Here is an 18,886-nt window from a genome sequence, read left to right as displayed (position 1 = left end):
CATGACCCTCCTGAATGACTTCAGCGAAGACATCGACCTGCGCCGGCTGTTCGGGCGGTTTCCGACCGGCGTCACCGCCCTGTGCGGCATGGATGGGGACCAGCCTGTAGGCATGACCGCCAGCGCCTTCGTCGCGGTCTCGCTCAACCCGCCCTTGGTGTCGGTGTGTATCAAGCATGGCTCCTGGACCTGGCGGCGGCTTCGCACGCGCCAGCGCCTTGGAATAACCTTCCTCGGCCATGGACACGCGGCGACGGCGCGCCAGCTGGCGTGCAAGGCCGACGACCGCTTCCTGGGGCTGGACTACGAGGTGGCGTCCAACGGCGCGCTTTTTCTAAAGCAGGCGACGGCCTGGCTGGACTGCTCGGTCGAGAAGGAAATCGAAGCGGGCGATCACGACATCGTCCTCTTCCGGCTCCACCAGGCGGCGCTCGCAGACGACGGCGTCATGCCCCTGATCTTCCATTCCAGTGATTTTCACACGATTGCGCCTATCGATCAGCCGCTGACCGCGGCGCTGTCAGCCTAGCTCCATGGGTGTCTTTCAGAACCAGGCCTTCAGGCCGACGACGACCTGGGTTCTGTCCGCTTCGCCGTCGCCCGCCGCGATCAGGTCGGCGGTCGATCCCAGGGCGCGGGTCCATTCGACGCCGAGGTAGGGGGCGAATTGGCGGGTGAATTCGTAGCGCAGCCGCAGGCCCGCCTGGATCGACGACAGGCCCGAGCCGATCTGAAGTTCGGGTATGTCGCGGGCGGACAGGGCGGCTTCGATGCGCGGTTGCAGGATCAGGCGCTGGGTGATGCGCTGGTCGTATTCGGCCTCGACCCTGGCGGTCAGGTCGCCATTCGTTGACAGGAAGGCGGCGGCGTCGATCTCCCACCAATGGGGGGCCAGTCCTTGCAGGCCCAGCACGGCATGGGTCGTTTCCGGCCCATTGGGACGAAAGTCCTGACGCACGCCCGCCTGCAGGTTCCAGAACGGCGAGATGGCGCGGCTGTAGAGGGCCTGGACTTCTATTTCGTGCAGGCGGCCGTGCAGCTCGCCTTCGCCCTCGGTCTTCCACCAGAAGCGATGGATGTCGCCGCCCGTCCAGCCCTGGACATCCCAGACATAGGCGTCGGGGCCGTCTCCGAAACCCGTCTCCAGGCGGTCGATGACGACGGCGGTCGTGCGGACATCGCCGTTTTCGGCGATCAGCAGGCGGCGAGAGGCGGCCATGGCCTCGGCGCCGAACACGGTGTCGGCGGCGTAGGCCGGGCCGGATCGTGCGGCGTCGGGCGGGGGAGCGTTCGGCGTCGACATGCTCATGCCGCTCATGCCGCTCATCCCGCTCATGTCGTGACCGGCGTGCGGGTCCGCAGCCTGAGCCTCCATCTCGCCCATGTCGTGGCCCGCATGGGGATCGACGGGGGAGGCCATGGCGTGACCCGCGTGCGGGTCTGCGGCCTGCGGCGGGGGATGTTGGGCGTGTCCGGCGTGGGGATCGGCGGTCTGAAGCGCAGGCCGCGCCTGGGCGGCGTTGGCGGTCAGCAGCAGGGGCGCCAGGGCCAGGAGAAGGCGGCTCATGCGGCGGCTCCGTCCAGCGGGCGCACGGTCACGACGTTGAACATCCCGGCGTGCATGTGCATCAGCAGGTGACAGTGGAAGGCCCAGTCGCCGGGCGCATCGGCGGTCAGGTCGAAGGTGACTTTCGACCCCGGCGCGACATTGACGGTGTGCTTCAACGGCTGATGGCCGGCGGGTCCGCCCGTGACCAGTTCGAAGAAGTGGCCGTGCAGGTGGATGGGGTGGGACATCATGGTGTCGTTGACCAGGGTGACGCGCACCCGTTCGTTGCGCTCGAACCGGATCGGCTCGACCAGTTCGGAGAATTTGCGCCCGTCGAAGCCCCACATGAACCGCTCCATATTGCCGGTCAGGTGGATTTCCAGGGTCCGCGACGGCGGGCGTCGGTCCTTGTTGGGGCTGAGCGAGACCAGGTCGGTATAGACCAGCACCCGATGCGGCGCGTCCTCCAGACCCAGCGGCCGTTCGCCCAGGCGGTCGGCGGGCGCGGGCGAGATCATGTCCACGCCGACGCCCACCGCCATGGTCGGCGGCGCCTTGGCCGCATCGCGCATCGACATGGAGCCATGATCCATGGACGCGTGGTCCATCGCGCCGTGATCCATGCCGCCCATGCCGCCCATCCCCATGTCGCGCAGGGTCAGGTTCGGAACGGGCCTCAGCGGCGGAACCTCGGCCGTCATGCCCAGCCGGGGCGCCAGGGTGGCGCGCCCCATGCCGGATCGGTCGATGGCCTCGGATACGAGGGTATAGGCGCGGTCTTCGGTGGGACGAACGATCACGTCATAGGTTTCGGCGACGGAAATCTGCAACTCGTCGGTCTCGACCGGGCGGACGTTCTCGCCGTCGGCGTTGACCACGGTCATGGCCAGGCCGGGAATGCGGACGTTGAAGATCGACATGGCCGAGGCGTTGATGATGCGCAGGCGCACCCGCTCGCCGGGGCGGAACAGGCCGGTCCAGTTCTCCTCAGGGCCGTGGCCGTTGATCAGATAGGTGTAGGTCGAACCGTTGACGTCCAGGATGTCGCGCGGGTCCATCCGCATCGCCCCCCACATTCGCCGTTCCTCAAGGCTCATCCGGTCCGACCCGTCGATCAGTCCGGCCAGGGTGGTGCGCTGGCGATTGAAATAGCCGGGGCTCTTCTTCAGCTTGTCCAGAATCTGGTGGGGATGCAGGAAGCTCCAGTCCGACAGCACCAGCACATGCTCGCGGTCACAGGCGACCGGATCGGCCCCCGCCGGGTCGATGACGATGGGGCCGTAATGGCCCATCGCCTCCTGCAGGTTGGAATGGCTGTGATACCAATAGGTGCCCGACTGGATGACCGGAAACTCATAGACGAAGGTCTCGCCCGCCTTGATGCCGGGAAAGCTGATGCCCGGCACCCCGTCCATCTGGAAGGGCAGCAGCAGGCCGTGCCAGTGGATCGAGGTGTCCTCGTCCAGGGTGTTGGTCACGGTCAGCCGGGCGTTCTGACCCTCGCGCAGCCGGATCAGCGGCGCGGGCAGGGTTCCGTTGACGGTGACCGCATGGCCCGTGCGGCCGGCGACGGTGAAGGGCGAATGGCCCACGGTCAGGTCGATATTCGGCCCGGTCAGGGTCGGCAGGTCGGCCCGCAGGCCGGGCGATCCGGTCTGGGCCCAGGCGGGCAGGGCGGCCTGCAGCGCCATCAGGCCGCCGCCGGCCGCGACGCCGCGCAACAGGCTGCGGCGGTCGAGAGGGGGCCGGGTCATGGCGTCACCCGTTGCGGGGCCGCGCATCAAAGGGCCATGCCCAGCATGGCGGCCGCCATGGCGATCATCATCAGATTTTCGGTCAGGCTGACGAAGCCCAGCGGCACATTGGACGCCCCGCCGACGCAGGCGCATTTCAGCTCTCGCTTATCGACATAGACGGCCTTGAACACCGAAATGGCGCCCACGCCGCCGATGAACAGGGCGACCGGCGCCGACAACCAGGTCAGGGCGCCCGACAGCATCAGCACGCCCGCCCCCAGCTCGGCGAAGGGATAGACATAGCCATAGGTCGGCCATTTCTGCGCCAGAAGATCGTAGTTCAGGAACATGGTGGAGAACTTCTCCACATCCTGCAGCTTCAGCATCGCCAGCAGACACATGGCCGTGGCGATGAAGTTGGGCAGGATCGACACGCTGACCAGGGTTCCATAACGCAGCCAGGCGATGGCCGCCGCGATCAGCAGGGCGACCGCGAACACGGCCAGAACCGGGACGTAGCTGGTCTGGCCTGGCGCCGGGACCTTTTGGCCGAAGAAGCGGCGCAGATCGTCGTGGCCGCCGATACGTCGTCCGTCAATGAAGGTCTGGGGCGTGGTCTTGACGTCGTGCTCGGCCTTGAAGGCGTCGGTTTCGGCGCGGGTCGTCAGATGACGATCATCGACCCGATAGCCCTTGCGTTTCAGCAGCCATAAGGACTTGCGGCCATACGGACAGACGTGGTCCGGCATGACCATGCGGTAGAGGATGGCGGTCTTTTCGGGATGCGGCATCGAAGGTCCAGACGGGCTGACAACGGTCTGCGCCTTCTGTAGGGTCTGTACCATGGTACGGAGTCAAGCGATGGCGATGACGATAGGCGGGTTGGCCAGGGCCGGAGCGGTCGGGGTTGAGACCATCCGCTATTATCAGCGGCGCGGTCTGCTGGAGACGCCGGCGGGGGATGGGGCGATGCGCCGATACGGCGCGGCGGATGCGGACCGTCTGCGTTTCATCCGTCAGGCCCAGGCGGCCGGCTTCACCCTGGCGCAGATCGGCGAGCTGCTGACGCTGGATTCAGGTGCGGATCGAACCCGGGTGCGCGCCATGGCGGAGGCGCGGATCGAGGACCTTGATCGCCAGATCGCGGATATGCAGGCGGCGCGCACGGCGCTTCAGCGTCTGGCGTCGGATTGCGCCCGCAACGAGAAGGGGCCGTGTCCGATCCTGAAGGCCTTCGAACGGCCGACTACGGCGTGAAGTCGATGGTGCGTTCGAACTGAGCATCGACGGCGCGGCCATGTTCGGTGATGGGCGTGACCTGCGCATCGTTCATGAGCGCCAGGGCCGCCTCGCCGAAGCCATAGCCGGGCTTGGTTTCTTCCAGAACCACACAGTCGGTGAAATGCAGATCGGTTCATGCATCTTTGCATTATCGACCGACGCAAGGCGATGCTAGCAGGAGGGACACAAGAATAATGATCACGGGAGACCTCCAGGCCATGCGCGACATTCGCCATTTCATCGACGGCGCCGCCTTTGACGGCGCGTCCGGCCGTTTCGCCGATGTCTTCGATCCCAATACCGGCGAGGTCCAGGCGCGGGTTCAGCTGGCCAGCGTCGGCGAGGTCGATCGCGCGGTTCAGGCGGCGCAGAACGCCTTCGACGGTTGGGCTTCGACCAATCCGCAGCGCCGCGCCCGCGTGATGTTCGAGTTCAAGCGCCTGGTCGAGGCGAACATGAACGACCTGGCCGAACTGCTGTCCAGCGAACACGGCAAGGTCATCGCGGATTCGAAGGGCGACATCCAGCGCGGGCTTGAGGTGATCGAGTTCGCCTGCGGCATCCCCCATGCGCTGAAGGGCGAATACACCTATGGCGCCGGGCCGGGCATCGACGTCTATTCGATGCGCCAGCCGCTGGGCGTGGTGGCGGGCATCACCCCGTTCAACTTCCCGGCCATGATCCCGATGTGGATGTTCGGCATGGCCATCGCCGTGGGCAACACCTTCGTCCTGAAGCCGTCAGAGCGCGATCCGTCCCTGCCGGTGCGTCTGGGCGAACTGATGCTGGAGGCGGGTGCGCCGAACGGCGTGCTGAACGTGGTGCATGGCGACAAGACGGCGGTGGACGCCATACTGACCCATCCGCTGGTCCACGCCGTCAGCTTCGTCGGCTCGTCCGACATCGCCCATTATGTCTATCAGACGGGCGCGGCCAACCATAAGCGGGTCCAGGCCATGGGCGGAGCCAAGAACCACGGCATCGTCCTGCCCGACGCGGACATGGATCAGGTGATCAAGGATCTGGCGGGCGCGGCCTATGGTTCGGCCGGGGAACGCTGCATGGCCCTGCCGGTCGTCGTGCCCGTCGGCAAGAAGACGGCGGACGAACTGCGCGAGCGGATGGTCGCCGAGATCGAGACCCTGAAGGTCGGGGTCTCCACCGACGCGGGCGCCCATTACGGCCCCGTCGTCACCGCCCAGCACAAGGCCCGCGTCGAGGGCTGGATCGCCAAGGGCGTCGAGGAAGGCGCCGAACTGGTGGTGGACGGTCGCGGCTTCAGCCTGCAGGGGCATGAGAAGGGCTATTTCGTCGGCCCGTCGCTGTTCGACCATGTGAAGCCGACGATGGAGGCCTACCGCGAGGAAATCTTCGGCCCCGTGTTGCAGATCGTGCGCGCCGAAAGCTTCGAGGAGGCGCTGAGCCTGCCCAGCCAGCACCAGTACGGCAACGGCGTCGCCATCTTCACCCAGAACGGCCGCGCGGCCCGCGACTTCGCCGCCCGCGTCAATGTCGGCATGGTCGGTATCAATGTGCCGATCCCGGTGCCGGTCGCCTATCACAGCTTCGGCGGCTGGAAGCGGTCGGCCTTCGGCGACATCAACCAGCACGGCATGGAGGGGCTGCGGTTCTGGACCAAGACCAAGACCGTCACCGCCCGCTGGCCCGACAGCGAACTGGAACATGCGGATTCGTCGTTCGTCATTCCGACGATGCGTTGATGCCGACAATCGCCACGGTGCTCAAACGCGATGGGTGGATCCTCGCGCTGAATGCCGTGGCGATGACTGCCTATGTCTGGGCCGCTTCTCCGGGTTTGTTTGAATCTGAAACGCGCCAGTTTGATGTAGAGTACGCGCTGCTCAGTAGTCTGAGGATTCGGTCTGTCCTGCCGAGGCTTGTTATCGTCGGTCTGATCGATGTGGCGTGGATTATAGTTCAGTTGCGCCGCCACCCCCGCGCTGAAATCCGGGCCTTGGTTTTGAGCCCGCTGGTCATCTGCTGCGGGTGGGCTGCGGCACATGTCATCACTCGAATGTTTGGCTAGACGATTATGGACTTCGCCCTTACCGACGACCAGCGCGCCATTCAGGACGCGGCCCGCGCTTTCGCCGAGGCTGAACTGGCGCCCCATTCTGCCCGCTGGGACGAGGAGAAACACTTCCCCGTCGAGGTGATGAAACAGGCGGCCGAGATGGGCTTCTGCGGCATCTATACGGGCGAGGAGCATGGCGGCATGGGGCTGGGCCGGGTCGAGGCGGCCCTGATTTTCGAAGAGTTGTCGCGTGGCGACGTGGCGACGGCGGCCTTCATCTCGATCCACAATATGGCGACGTGGATGATCGACCGTTTCGGCTCAGACGACCTGCGCGGACGGTTCGTGCCGTCGCTGGTCAGGATGGAACGGCCCTCAAGCAGCGAAGCGATAGGGCCACAAGGGTGTATCGCGTCCTACTGTCTGACCGAGCCGGGTTCGGGGTCGGACGCGGCGGCCCTGCGGACGACGGCGGTGCGCGACGGCGACCACTATGTGCTGAACGGTTCCAAGGCCTTCATCTCGGGCGCGGGGACGTCGGACGTCTATGTCGTCATGGTCCGTACGGGCGGCGAGGGGCCGAAAGGCGTCAGCGCCCTCGTGGTCGAGGCCGGGACGCCCGGCCTGTCGTTCGGGGCGCAGGAAAAAAAGATGGGCTGGAACGCCCAGCCGACCGCCATCGTCCAGTTCGACGACTGCCGCGTGCCGGTCGCTAATCTGATCGGCGAAGAGGGGGCGGGCTTCCGCTACGCCATGGCCGGGCTGGACGGCGGGCGGCTGAACATCGCCGCCTGTTCGTTGGGCGGGGCGCGGCTGGCGCTGGAGACGGCTCAAGGATACGTCGCCACCCGCAAACAGTTCGGCCGACCGATCGGCGAGTTTCAGGCCCTGCAATTCCGTCTGGCCGACATGGCGACGGACCTGGAGGCGGCGCGCCTGATGGTGCTGCGCGGCGCCTGGGCCATCGACAACAACCACCCGGAAAAGACCAAATGGTGCGCCATGGCCAAGCGACTGGCCACCGACGCCTGTTTCCAGATCGCGGACGAGGCCCTGCAACTGCACGGCGGATACGGCTATCTGAAGGATTATCCGCTGGAACGGATCGTGCGCGACCTGCGGGTCCACCGCATCCTGGAAGGCACCAACGAGATCATGCGCGTGATCATCGCGCGGGAGATGGCCAAGTGAGCGAACTCGAAATCATCGCCCGCGTCGAGAACGGCGTCGGCCGCATCACTCTGAACCGGCCAAAGGCGATCCATGCGCTCAACCGGGCGATGTGCGAGACGATGATCGCGGCGCTGCTGGACTGGCGCGAGGATGCGGCGGTTCGGTCGGTGCTGATCGACCATGCGGGCGAGCGCGGCTTCTGCGCGGGCGGCGACATCCGCATGATTGCTGAGAGCAGCGCCGGCGACCGGGTGGAGGCGCGGGCCTTCTTCATGGCCGAATATCGGCTGAACGCCCTGATGTTCGGCTATCCCAAGCCGATCACGGCCATCGTGGACGGCATCGTCATGGGCGGCGGGGTCGGGATTTCGGAACCGGCCGATGTCCGCATCGCCACCGAACGCACCACCTACGCCATGCCGGAGACGGGCATCGGCCTGTATCCCGATGTCGGGGGCGGCTGGTTCCTGCCGCGCCTGCCGGGCCAGACGGGCGTCTGGATCGGCCTGACGGGCGCGCGGCTGAAGGCGGCGGACACCGTGGTCTTGGGCATCCACACCCATTTCTTGCCGTCTGAGGGCGTCGACGCGTTGAAGGCCGACCTGCTGGCCGAGGGCGCCGATCCGGCGGCGGTCGCGGCGCGCCATGCCAAGGATGCGGGTCCCGCGCCTCTGGCCGCCCACCGCGAGGCCATCGACCGGCTGTTCGCCTTCGATACGGTGGAGGAGATTTTCGCAGCGCTTGAGGCCGACGGATCGGACTGGGCGTCGGCCCAGCTGGCGACGCTGAAGACCAAGTCCCCGACCTCGCTGAAGGTCACGCTGCGACACATCCGCGAGGGGGCGAAGGCCGCGTCCTTCGACGACAACATGGCGGTCGAATACGCCGTCAGCGGCCGGATCGGCGCGACCCACGACTTCCAGGAAGGCGTGCGGGCCGTGATCGTGGACAAGGACAATGCGCCGAAATGGTCCCCGGCGGACCTGTCGGGCGTTACGGACGCGGCGCTGGACGCCTTGTTCGCGCCCCTGCCGGAAAACGAGAAATGGATGCCGCTGGCCTGACCGCTTCCCCGCTTTCGCGGGGATGAGCAGATGACAATAGGGAGAGAGACCATGACGAAGATCGCCTTCATCGGCCTAGGCAATATGGGCGGAGGCATGGCGGCGAACCAGGCCAAGGCGGGCCATGCGGTCGTCGCCTTCGACCTGTCGCCCAGCGCGCTGGAACGGGCCAAGTCCCAGGGCTGCGTCCCCGCCGCTTCGGTCGCCGAGGCGGTCGAGGCGGCCGAGGTGGTCATCACCATGCTGCCGGCCGGACCCCATGTGCTGAGCGTCTATTCCGAGCAGATCATCGGCGTGGCGCCGACCAGCGCCCTGCTGCTGGACTGTTCGACCATCGACGTGGAGACCGCACGCAAGGTCGCGGGGCTGGCCAAGGCCGCCGGTTACGCCTTCGCCGACGCGCCGGTGTCGGGCGGCACGGCGGCGGCGGATGCGGGGACGCTGGCCTTCATGGTCGGCTGTGACGAGGGTGATTTCGGCCGCGTCGAGGCCGCGCTGGCGCCGATGAGCCGCATCACCATTCGCGCCGGAGATCACGGCGCCGGGCAGGCCGCCAAGATCTGCAACAACATGCTGCTGGGCATTTCCATGCTGGGCACGTGCGAAGCCATCGCTTTGGCCGAAAAGCTGGGCCTCGACCCCGAACGCTTCTTCGAGATCGCGTCCAAATCCTCGGGCCAGTGCTGGAGCGTGACCAGCTATTACCCCTGGCCCGGTCCGGTCCCCGCCGCCCCGTCGAACCGCGACTATCAGGGCGGATTCGCCACGGCCATGATGCTGAAGGACCTGAAGCTGGCCCAGGACGCGGCGGCCAAGTCGGGGGCGAGCACCCCGCTGGGCGCCCAGGCCGAGGCCATGTACGCCCTGTTCGACGGCATCGGCCACGGCGGTCGGGACTTCTCGGCCATGTTGCAGATGCTGAGGGGACGGCTGGCCGAACTGGACGCCGCCTGACGGCCCTTTCGATTCGGCCGCGATCCTTAAAGCCGAAAAGCCCGCGACGTCTCCGCGTTGCGGGCTTTCTCGCGCGTGGGGTGGAGGCGCCCGTGCAGCGTCCAGGGCATCGGATGACGACCGGCTGCGACGGCCCGCGCCGTGATCCCATTAGTTACTGAAAACATGCGTCATTTCTTCGCGCCTTGCCGCTGCGAAGTCGACAGGCCTTAGGGCCGGCAAAGCCACACCGGCCGAAAATAGACGGAATTGCGACCTTCCGACGCTTGCGACCTTCATTACTCCTGTGTCATGTAACCGCTTACATTCGGTATCGACGGACTTCGACAAGGGGCCGGCACGATGGAATCAGGGAGATGATGGACTTGGACATGGCCGCACCCACCGCGCTGTCCGCAGGGCAGGATGGCGCGCCTTTCGCCAAGGCTGCGACCATGCGCGATGTGGCCGAGCGCGCCCAGGTGTCCGTCGCGTCCGTTTCCCGCGTGCTGAACGGTCTGGGCGTCACGTCCGACGCGACACGCCAGCGTGTGCTCGAGGCGGTGGAGCATCTGCGTTATGTGCCGCACTTCGGCGCCCGCAGCCTGTCGACCAGCCAGAACGACACCATCGGCGTCATCCTGCCCGACCTGTTCGGCGAGTTCTTCTCTGAGCTGATCCGGGGCATGGATCTGGCCGCGCGCGCGCACGGCAAGCATCTGATCGTCTCCAGTTCGCATGACGGCGCCGAGGACACCCTGGCCGCCGTTCGCTCCATGCGCGGCCGGGTGGATGGGATGATCGTCCTGTCGCCCCACGTCGGCGCCGCCAATCTGGCCAATGAGTTCGCCGGGCGGATGCCGGTCCTGCTGATGAACGCCGGCACGGCCGAGGCGGGGCGCGCCGCCATCGTCATCGACAACCATGGCGGAGCGGTTGCGGCGGTCCAGCATCTGCTGGCCACGGGTCGGCGTCGCATCGCCCACATTCGCGGCGCGGCGGCCAACGTCGAGGCTGACACCCGCGCCGCCGGCTATGTGTCGGCCCTGGACGGCCAGGCCCCGATCATTGTGGAAGGCGACTTCTCGCAGGCTTCGGGCCACCGCGCCGCAACCGCGCTGTTGGCCATGGCCCAGCGGCCCGACGCCGTCTTCGCGGCCAACGACATGATGGCCGTCGGCGCCCTTCTGGCCTTCCAGGAGGCGGGCGTGCGCTGCCCCGAGGATATCGCCGTGGTCGGCTTCGACGACGTGCCCATCGCCGCCCTGATGCGGCCCGCACTGACCACCATGCGCGTCAATATCGCCGAAATCGGCCGCCGGGGCGTGGAGCGCCTGATCGGCCTGGTTCGCGCCGGTCAGACCGGCGAAGCCGCCGACACGCGGTGCGAGATTGTCCGACCGACGCTGGTCGAACGCCAATCCACCGCGGCGGTCGCGACCGCCAGGTTCAACAAGGGGTGAGGGACGTCATGCCGACGCCAACCGATCCCAAAGCAAGGGGAGAACTCAGGATGAACCAGTTCAACACACGCAACCTGGCCCTGGCCGCCGCCTCGGCGCTGGCCTTGAGCATGGCGGTCGCAGGAGGCGCGTCGGCTCAGAACGCGACCACCACGCTCCGCGGCTCGGTCTATGACGGTCAGACCGCCGAAGCCGGGGCGGCTGTCGTCGCCACCGAGATTTCAACCGGTTACGCGACCCGGTCGCGGGTGGGCGCGGACGGGCGCTATGTCCTGTCGGGCCTGCGGCCCGGCACCTATCGTGTTCAGGTGACCAGCGCAGACGGCCAGACGGCGGAAGAGACCGTCACCCTGTCATTGGGTCAGGTTGGAACGCTGAACCTGGACGTCGCCGCCGCCGCGACCGGCCAGGCCACGGCGGGCGCGACCGAGTTGGGCGACATCGTCGTCACCGGCCGCCGCGTGTTCGAGGTCCGCACCCCGGAAGTCGCCACCAACGTCACCCAGCAGCAGATCAACAACCTGCCGCAGATCAGCCGCAACTTCCTGAACTTCGCCGCCCTCGCGCCCGGCCTGCGCGTCACCGAAGACGACACGGAAAGGACGATTTCGGCCGGCGGCCAGACGGCTCAGGCGATCAACGTCTTCATCGACGGTCAAAACCGCAAGTCGTTGATCAACGACGGCGGCGTCGCCGGTCAGGACGACAGCCGCGGCACGCCCTTCCCGCAGGGCGCCGTGCAAGAGTTCCGCGTCATCAGCCAGAACTTCAAGGCCGAGTATGAACAGGCGGGTTCGGCCATCATCACCGCCGTGACGCGGTCGGGCACCAACGAATTCCACGGCGACGTCTTCGCCTTCTACCAGGACCCGGATTGGGTGGCGCAGGACGAAATCTCGCGCCGTAAGGACTTCGAAAAAGCTCCCGTCCGTCGTCTGCAATATGGCGCCAGCCTGGGCGGACCGATCATCCAGGATCGTCTGCACTTCTTCGGCGCCTATGAGCGCAAGGACGAAGACCGTATCGCGCAGTCGTTCCTGAACCGCACGGAATACAACGACTTCTTTGCCGCCGACCTGGGCACGGTTTCCACGCCGTACGAGCAGGATGTCTTCTTCGGCAAACTGTCGTGGCAGATCGACGATCGTCAGCGCCTTGAGTTCAGCACGGAATACAAGACGGAAGAGGACATCCGCGGCGCCAGCGGCCAGAACGCGCCCAGCCGCGCCGCCCGCAACAACGGCGAGACCCAGGCCTTCAACCTGCGTCACCAGTTCCAGGGCCAGCATTTCCTGAACGAGTTCTCGATCGACTATCTGAAGTCGAGCTACGAGCAGTCGGTGATCAACGGCACGGACTATGGTCGTCAATACGTCATCTTCCGTGACGATGTGAAAGATGATGCAAATGATCCGTCGAGTTTGGGATTCCAGTATAACGTAAACAACCGAGACTCGACCGTATTCACTGCGGGCGGCCGTGCTGATGCGCAGTTCCTGGAGCAGAAAAGCACCACGATCCGCAACGATCTGACCATCCCGGACCTGGCCTGGATGGGCACCCACACGATCAAGATGGGTGCGAAGTATTCGATGCAGAATTATTTCGTGCAGAAGGATTTGGGGCGCAACCCGACGTTCGTGTACGACATCGAAGCCCGTCCTGAAATCAACGGCAGCCGCACTATCCCCGTCGCTGTCAACCTGGGCGTCGCCGTGCCGCCGGCGGACGTCGATAACAACGTCATCGGTCTGTATATTCAGGACGACTGGCAGATTACCGACAAGCTGGAACTGAACATCGGCATCCGGTGGGACTATGAGGATAATGCGGTCAACAATGATTACCGCACGCCGGATTCCATCCGCAACATGCTGGCGGCGATCCAGAACCTGCCGGGCTATGACTTCCCGTCTTACTTCAATCCCTCGGACTACATCTCGGACGGCGATCGCAAGGCGTTTAAGGGCGCCTTCCAGCCGCGCTTTGGGTTCTCTTACGACGTCTTCGGCGACGAGAAGACGGTGATCTTCGGCGGCGCAGGCCGTTACTATGATCGCATCGGCTTCAACTTCGCCTTCGACGAACGGTTCAAGCCCTTCCAGTTCAACAAGACGATCTATTTCTCCAACGCTGGGGGGCCGCGCGGGGGGCAGGACACCATCGCCTGGGATCCCCGCTATCTGACGCCCGCCGGACTGGACCCGTTGCTGGCCGCCAGCCCCGGCGCCGGCGAAGTCTTCCTGGTGAAGAACAACTTCGAGCCGCCGCGCACGGATCAGTTCAACATCGGCATCCGTCAGAAGTTCGGCCGCTGGCAGACGGCCTTGACCTTCGCCGCTGGTCATACCGAGGGTGAATCGGCCTGGTACATCGCCAATGCGCAGACCGAGACGGGCGGTCGCTTCAGCGGGCCGACCCCGGGTTCGGTCGGCTTCTCGCAGTTCCGCAACCTGATCTTCTTCCAGAACACGGATAAGGAACGCGACTACAAGGCGATCTATCTGACGGCCGACAAGCCATATAACGCCGAGGACCGCTGGGGCTTCAACATCGCCTACACCTATATGGACGCCACTCAGAACGGCAGCCGTGACAACGTGTACGGTGCGTTTGATTTCGACTACAACACGCCGGGGCAATCTCCCGAATATCGGTCTTCGACGGACGAGCGGCACCGCATTGTGGCGTCCGGCACCCTGGGGCTGCCTGCCGACTTCCTGTTGTCGGGCATCGTCACCCTCGGATCCGGTCTGCCTTATACGGTTTACGACTGCCCCACCGCGCCTGCGGGGGGACCCAACATCTGTTGGAACGGCGGAAATCCAGAGAAACGGGCCTTCTTCCCTGGCCTCAACTTCGCCTATCGCCAGGTCGATCTGCGTCTGACCAAGGGCTTCGATGTCTTTGGGGGGCAGCGGGTCGAGTTCATTGCGGACGCGATCAACATCTTCAACTTCACCAACTACAAGTCGTTCGACACCGGCTTCAACAGCCCGCGCTTTGGCGCTGGAACAGAAGTCTTCCTGCCGACCCGCAGCTTCCAGGTCGGCCTGCGCTACGCGTTCTAAGATCCTGAGCCTGGGCCGTCTTTCGCTTGTCGGAAGGCGGCCTTTCTTTTTCGATGCAGACCCTGTGAGCATGCCCATGAATCGTCGAAACTTCCTGATGCGGACCACGACGGGCGCGGCGGTTCTGGCCGCCGGTTTTCCGGTGATGGCGGCGGCGCAGCAGGCGGGCGGAGCGGCGGTGGCGACAGGCGCAATCAATGGGACGCAGCGGCGGCCCTTGCGGCTGGATCAGGAGATCGAGGAGCTTCAGGAGCGGACCTTCCGCTGGTTCGAGAAGGTGACGGATCGCAGGACGGGGCTGACGCCGGATCGCTGGCCCACGCCGTCCTTCTGTTCGGTGGCGGCTGTGGGGTTCGCCCTGACCTGCTGGCCGGTGGGCGTCGCGCGCGGCTGGATGAGCCGGGCCGAGGCGCGCGAGCGGACGCTCACCACGCTGCGGTTCTTCCATGATCTGCCGCAGGGCCCGGAGGCGACCGGCACGGCGGGCCACAAGGGCTTCTTCTATCATTTCCTGGACATGGAGACCGGGCTGCGGTTCGCGCAGAACGAGCTGTCCACGGTCGATACGGCCCTGCTGATCGGCGGCATGTTGTTCGCCGCCCGCTATTTCGACGGCCGTCATGCCGACGAGGCGGAAATCCGGCAGAAGGCCCAGGCTATCTACGAGCGGATCGAATGGCCGTGGGCCGTGATCCGCGACAACCGCATCACCATGGGCTGGCATCCCGAGAGCGGCTTTATCCCCTCGGACTGGCACGTCTATAACGAGGGGATGCTGGTGCTGCTGCTGGCCATCGGCAGTCCGACCCATCCGGTGTCGGTCAATGTCTGGCACGAATGGGCGGCCAGCTATGACGAGAGCTGGACCGACCGCTGGGGCAGTTGGCGGCTGAACTTCGCGCCCATCTTCGGGCACCAGTATAGCCATATGTTCATCGATTTCCGCGGCATTCAGGACGCCTGGATGCGGGGTCAGTCGGCCCAACTGGGCGAATACCTCGACTATTTCGAGAACAGCCGCCGCGCCGTCTACGCCCAGCAGAAATACGCCCACGACAATGTTGCGGGATGGGCCGGCTATTCGTCCGAGGTCTGGGGCCTGACGGCCTGCGACGGGCCGGGGGACTTCAAACAGGTGATCGACGGCAGGGAGCGCGAGTTCTTCAGCTATTCCGCGCGCGGGCCCGGCGAGCGTGACGACGGCACCATCGCGCCCACGGCGGCGGCCAGCTCCATCGCCTTCGCGCCCGAGATCGTCGTGCCCTGCGTCAAGGCGATGAAGCAGAAATACGGCGCGGGCGTCTATACCGAGTGGGGTTTCCTGGACAGCTTCAACCCGACCCTGACGGTGCGCGACGGGCCGTTGCAGCACGGCAAGATCGTGGACGGCGTCGGCTGGGTGGACGGCGACTATCTGGGCATCGACCAGGGGCCGATCGTCATCATGACCGAAAACCACAGGTCCGAGTTCGTCTGGCGCCATATGCGCGGCGAGCCCAATATCCGCCGCGCGCTCGACATCGCGGGCTTCACCGGCGGCTGGATGAACGGATGAGTCCAGGCCCGCACAGAAGGGGGGCGCTGGCCCTGATGGCGGGAGGGGCGGCTGCGGCCTGCACCCCGCGCCGCTCGGGCGAGACCGTTCTGCGCTTCTGGGCTATGGGCAATGAGGGCGGGACGGTCGGGCAGTTGATGCCCGAGTTCGAGCGGCGCAATCCGGGCGTCCGCGTCTCGGTGCAGCCTCTGCCGTGGACGGCGGCGCACGAGAAGCTGTTGACCGCCTATGCCGGGGCGTCGCTGCCGGATGTCAGCCAGATCGGCAATACCTGGGTGGCGGAGCTGACGGCCATCGGCGCCCTGTCGCCGACCCCGCCCCAGGCGGCGAACCTGCTGGCGGATCAGTTTCCGGCGGTGCTGGAGACGAACCAGATCGCCGGACGGGCCATGACCACGCCCTGGTATGTCGACACGCGGCTGCTGTTCTATCGCAAGGACCTGCTGGCCCGCGCCGGGTTCGATGCGCCGCCGCAGGACTGGGCCGAATGGAAGCGGGCCATGCATGCGATCAAGCGGGTCGCGGGCGGCGACAACTACGCCATCCTGCTGCCGCTGAATGAGTTCGAGCAGCTGCTGACCTTCGGGCTTCAGATCGACGAACCGCTGCTGCGTGACCGGGACACGCGCGGCGCCTTCTCCAGCCCCGGTTTCGTCGCGGCCCTGGCCTTTTATCGCAGCCTGTTCGCCGAACAGTTGGCGCCCCTGGCCTCGTCGACGCAGATTTCCAACGTCTGGACCGAGTTCGCCAAGGGCTATTTCAGCTTCTACTTCTCTGGCCCGTGGAGCGTGGGGGATTTCCGCAGCAAGCTGCCGGCGTCGTTCCAGCCGAACTGGGCCACCGCAGGCGTGCCGGGGCCGAACGGCCTGGGGGCCTCGGCGCCGGGCGGGTCGAGTCTTGCGGTATTCAAATCCTCCCCGCATCAGGACGCGGCCTGGGCCCTGGTCCGCTATCTGTCCGAACCGGCGGTGCAGGCCCGGTTCAACGCCATCGTCGGCGATCTGCCCGCACGCCAGAGCGCCTGGGACATCGCGGGGGTCGAACGCGATCCGATGCTGGCGCCGTTCAGAGGCCAGCTGTCGCGCGCCAAGGCGGTGCCCAAGGTGCCGGAATGGGAGCGGATCGTGACGGAGATGCAGATCGTCGCCGAACGGATGGTGCGCGGCGAATATACGCCTGAGACCGCCGCCGCCGAGATCGACCGCCGCGCCGACCGGCTGCTGGAGAAACGCCGTTGGATGATGGAACAGGGCAGGGTGGTATGACCGTCGCCGATCCGACATTGGCCAAGGCGGGGACAAGAGATCGCCCGCCGCGGGGACGCGGCGCGCGCGAGCGGGCGGCCTGGGCCTTCGTCGCCCCGGCCATGCTGGCCATCGGTCTGTTCTTCGCCATTCCGGTGATCGCGGCCTTGCTGCTCAGCCTGACCGACTTCGACATCTACGCCCTGGCGAACCTGGACAATCTGCGTTTCGTCGGCCTGCAGAACTATGAGCGGCTGCTGACCAATCCGCTGTTCTGGGGGGCGATGAAGAACACACTGACCTTTGCGGTGCTGGGCGTGCCCCTGTCCATCGCGGCGTCCCTTGCGGCGGCGGTGATCCTGAACGCGCGGGTGGTGAAATGGCGGCCGATCTGGCGGGTCATGTTCTTCGCCCCCTATGTCACCACCCTGGTCGCGACGGCGGTGGTGTGGCGCTATCTGCTGCACACGCGATATGGCGTCATCAACTGGGGTCTGACGAGCCTGGGCCTGCCCGCCGTGGACTGGCTGGGCGATCCCTCGACCTCCATTCCCGCCATCCTGATGTTCGTGGTCTGGAAGATCTTCGGCTACAATATGCTGATCTTCCTGGCGGTGCTTCAGACCGTGCCGGACGACCTGTACGAGGCCGCGCGGATCGACGGCGCCGGGCCGTGGAAGCAGTTCCGCCATGTGACCCTGCCGGCCATCGCGCCGACCATGCTGCTGGTCTCGATCATCTCGGTCGCCAGCTTCTTCCAGCTGTTCGCCGAACCCTATGTGATGACGCAGGGCGGGCCGGCCCAGAGCACGGTGACGGTGCTGTATTTCATGTATGAGGAAGGCTTCAAATGGTGGAACCTGGGCTCCGCCAGCGCGGTCGCGTTCGTGCTGTTCCTGTGCATCCTGGCCATCACCCTGGTCCAGTTGGCGGTGGCCAAGCGGGTGGGGGCGTATCAGTGAACATTCGCGCGATCCTGCTGAACCTGGCCGTCGCCCTCATCGCCCTGATCGTGCTGTTCCCGCTGGTCTGGATGGTGTCGGTCAGCTTCATGGCGACCGGCGAGGCGGCTGTGTTTCCGCCGCCGCTGCTGCCGTCGCATTGGACGCTGGAGCATTATCGCGACCTGTTCCTGAACCAGGGGATGGGGCGGTATCTGTGGAACAGTTTCGCCCTGGCGACCCTGGCCACCATCCTCGCGCTGGGGTTCACCGTCCCGGCCGGCTACGCCTTCGCCAAGCTGAAGTTCAAGGGGCGCGAGCGGCTGTTCCAGTTCCTGGTCGCCGCCCTGGTGGTCCCGGCCCAGATCGGCACCCTGCCGCTGTTTCTGATGCTGAAGGGGATGGGGCTGGTGAACACCTATGCCGGGGCGCTTGTGCCGTGGCTGGCCTCGATCTTCGGCCTGTTCCTGGTGCGCCAATATGCGCTGAGCATTCCCGACGAGATGCTGGAGGCCGCCCGGATCGACGGCGCCAGCGAGGGCCAGATCTTCCGCCGCGTGGTCCTGCCGACGCTGCAGCCGATCATCGTCACCCTGGGCCTGTTCGTCTTCCTGGGCAGCTGGAACGACTTCCTGTGGCCGCTGATCATCCTGACGGACCAGTCGAACTATACCCTGCCCGTCGCGCTCGCGGCCCTGTCGCGCGAGCATGTGCAGGACATCGAACTGATGATGGCCGGGGCGGTGGTCACGGTCGCGCCCGTGCTGATCCTCTTCCTGGCTCTGCAACGCTACTACATCCGCGGCATGCTCGCGGGCAGCGTGAAGGGCTGAGCTTCTCT

At 65.9% G+C, this 18,886-nt stretch carries 17 protein-coding genes; 13 read left to right on the top strand and 4 right to left on the bottom strand.

The annotated features are described in order from the left end of the window. Position 1 precedes the first annotated feature (1 nt). Entirely contained in the window at positions 2–529 is a 528-nt protein-coding gene (locus tag P0Y50_14890) for a flavin reductase family protein (GenBank protein WEK39801.1), read from the top strand. 15 nt (positions 530–544) lie between these two features. On the opposite strand, the gene P0Y50_14885 is transcribed toward P0Y50_14890, so the two are convergent. From P0Y50_14885 to P0Y50_14875, 3 genes are read right to left on the bottom strand one after another with little or no spacing between them, the layout of a single operon-like run. After that, a complete protein-coding gene (locus P0Y50_14885; GenBank protein ID WEK39800.1) occupies positions 545–1,567 on the bottom strand; it encodes a copper resistance protein B in 1,023 nt (340 codons plus the stop codon). Further along, on the bottom strand, positions 1,564–3,303 hold the full coding sequence (locus P0Y50_14880; protein ID WEK39799.1) for a copper resistance system multicopper oxidase: 1,740 nt from the start codon (positions 3,301–3,303) through the stop codon (positions 1,564–1,566). Before P0Y50_14880 ends, P0Y50_14885 begins: the two co-directional genes overlap by 4 nt. A 26-nt stretch (positions 3,304–3,329) precedes the next feature. After that, positions 3,330–4,076 (bottom strand): glutaredoxin, encoded by a 747-nt coding sequence (locus P0Y50_14875; GenBank protein ID WEK39798.1) that lies wholly within the window; start codon positions 4,074–4,076, stop codon positions 3,330–3,332. Between the two features lie 70 nt (positions 4,077–4,146). Here P0Y50_14875 and P0Y50_14870 point away from each other — a divergent pair, with 70 nt between their 5' ends. Then, positions 4,147–4,542, top strand: a complete 396-nt coding sequence (locus P0Y50_14870) for a MerR family DNA-binding protein (GenBank protein ID WEK39797.1) — start codon at positions 4,147–4,149, stop codon at positions 4,540–4,542. Here the strand turns inward: P0Y50_14870 and P0Y50_14865 are convergent. Beyond that, entirely contained in the window at positions 4,532–4,675 is a 144-nt protein-coding gene (locus P0Y50_14865) for a hypothetical protein (protein WEK39796.1), read from the bottom strand. The two genes, P0Y50_14870 and P0Y50_14865, sit on opposite strands and share 11 nt — an antisense overlap. A 109-nt stretch (positions 4,676–4,784) precedes the next feature. Here P0Y50_14865 and P0Y50_14860 point away from each other — a divergent pair, with 109 nt between their 5' ends. From P0Y50_14860 to P0Y50_14810, 11 genes are all read left to right on the top strand, one after another. After that, positions 4,785–6,287 (top strand): CoA-acylating methylmalonate-semialdehyde dehydrogenase, encoded by a 1,503-nt coding sequence (locus P0Y50_14860; protein WEK39795.1) that lies wholly within the window; start codon positions 4,785–4,787, stop codon positions 6,285–6,287. Continuing rightward, positions 6,287–6,613, top strand: a complete 327-nt coding sequence (locus tag P0Y50_14855) for a hypothetical protein (GenBank protein WEK39794.1) — start codon at positions 6,287–6,289, stop codon at positions 6,611–6,613. The genes P0Y50_14860 and P0Y50_14855 overlap by 1 nt, the downstream gene beginning before the upstream one ends. A gap of 6 nt (positions 6,614–6,619) precedes the next feature. Next, positions 6,620–7,792, top strand: a complete 1,173-nt coding sequence (locus P0Y50_14850) for an isobutyryl-CoA dehydrogenase (protein WEK39793.1) — start codon at positions 6,620–6,622, stop codon at positions 7,790–7,792. Next, positions 7,789–8,838: an enoyl-CoA hydratase/isomerase family protein gene (locus P0Y50_14845; GenBank protein ID WEK39792.1), complete on the top strand. Its 1,050-nt coding sequence runs from the start codon at positions 7,789–7,791 to the stop codon at positions 8,836–8,838. The genes P0Y50_14850 and P0Y50_14845 overlap by 4 nt, the downstream gene beginning before the upstream one ends. Positions 8,839–8,889: 51 nt before the next feature. Continuing rightward, positions 8,890–9,792: a 3-hydroxyisobutyrate dehydrogenase gene (mmsB, locus tag P0Y50_14840; GenBank protein WEK39791.1), complete on the top strand. Its 903-nt coding sequence runs from the start codon at positions 8,890–8,892 to the stop codon at positions 9,790–9,792. A 371-nt stretch (positions 9,793–10,163) separates the two neighbouring features. Then, positions 10,164–11,234, top strand: a complete 1,071-nt coding sequence (locus P0Y50_14835) for a LacI family DNA-binding transcriptional regulator (protein ID WEK39790.1) — start codon at positions 10,164–10,166, stop codon at positions 11,232–11,234. Between the two features lie 50 nt (positions 11,235–11,284). Then, positions 11,285–14,305: a TonB-dependent receptor gene (locus P0Y50_14830; GenBank protein WEK39789.1), complete on the top strand. Its 3,021-nt coding sequence runs from the start codon at positions 11,285–11,287 to the stop codon at positions 14,303–14,305. A 76-nt stretch (positions 14,306–14,381) separates the two neighbouring features. Beyond that, positions 14,382–15,860: a glucoamylase family protein gene (locus P0Y50_14825; GenBank protein WEK39788.1), complete on the top strand. Its 1,479-nt coding sequence runs from the start codon at positions 14,382–14,384 to the stop codon at positions 15,858–15,860. Next, positions 15,857–17,125, top strand: coding sequence for a sugar ABC transporter substrate-binding protein (locus tag P0Y50_14820; protein ID WEK39787.1), 1,269 nt, complete (start codon positions 15,857–15,859; stop codon positions 17,123–17,125). The genes P0Y50_14825 and P0Y50_14820 overlap by 4 nt, the downstream gene beginning before the upstream one ends. Next, positions 17,122–18,066 (top strand): sugar ABC transporter permease, encoded by a 945-nt coding sequence (locus P0Y50_14815; GenBank protein ID WEK39786.1) that lies wholly within the window; start codon positions 17,122–17,124, stop codon positions 18,064–18,066. Before P0Y50_14820 ends, P0Y50_14815 begins: the two co-directional genes overlap by 4 nt. Then, a complete protein-coding gene (locus tag P0Y50_14810; GenBank protein WEK39785.1) occupies positions 18,063–18,878 on the top strand; it encodes a carbohydrate ABC transporter permease in 816 nt (271 codons plus the stop codon). The genes P0Y50_14815 and P0Y50_14810 overlap by 4 nt, the downstream gene beginning before the upstream one ends. Positions 18,879–18,886 lie beyond the last annotated feature (8 nt).

Origin of the sequence: Candidatus Brevundimonas colombiensis, from assembly GCA_029202665.1 — a bacterium.
Taxonomy (GTDB): Bacteria; Pseudomonadota; Alphaproteobacteria; order Caulobacterales; family Caulobacteraceae; genus Brevundimonas; species Brevundimonas colombiensis.
Note: the sequence above shows the minus strand (reverse complement) of the source record. Positions and strands in the feature narration are given on the sequence as shown.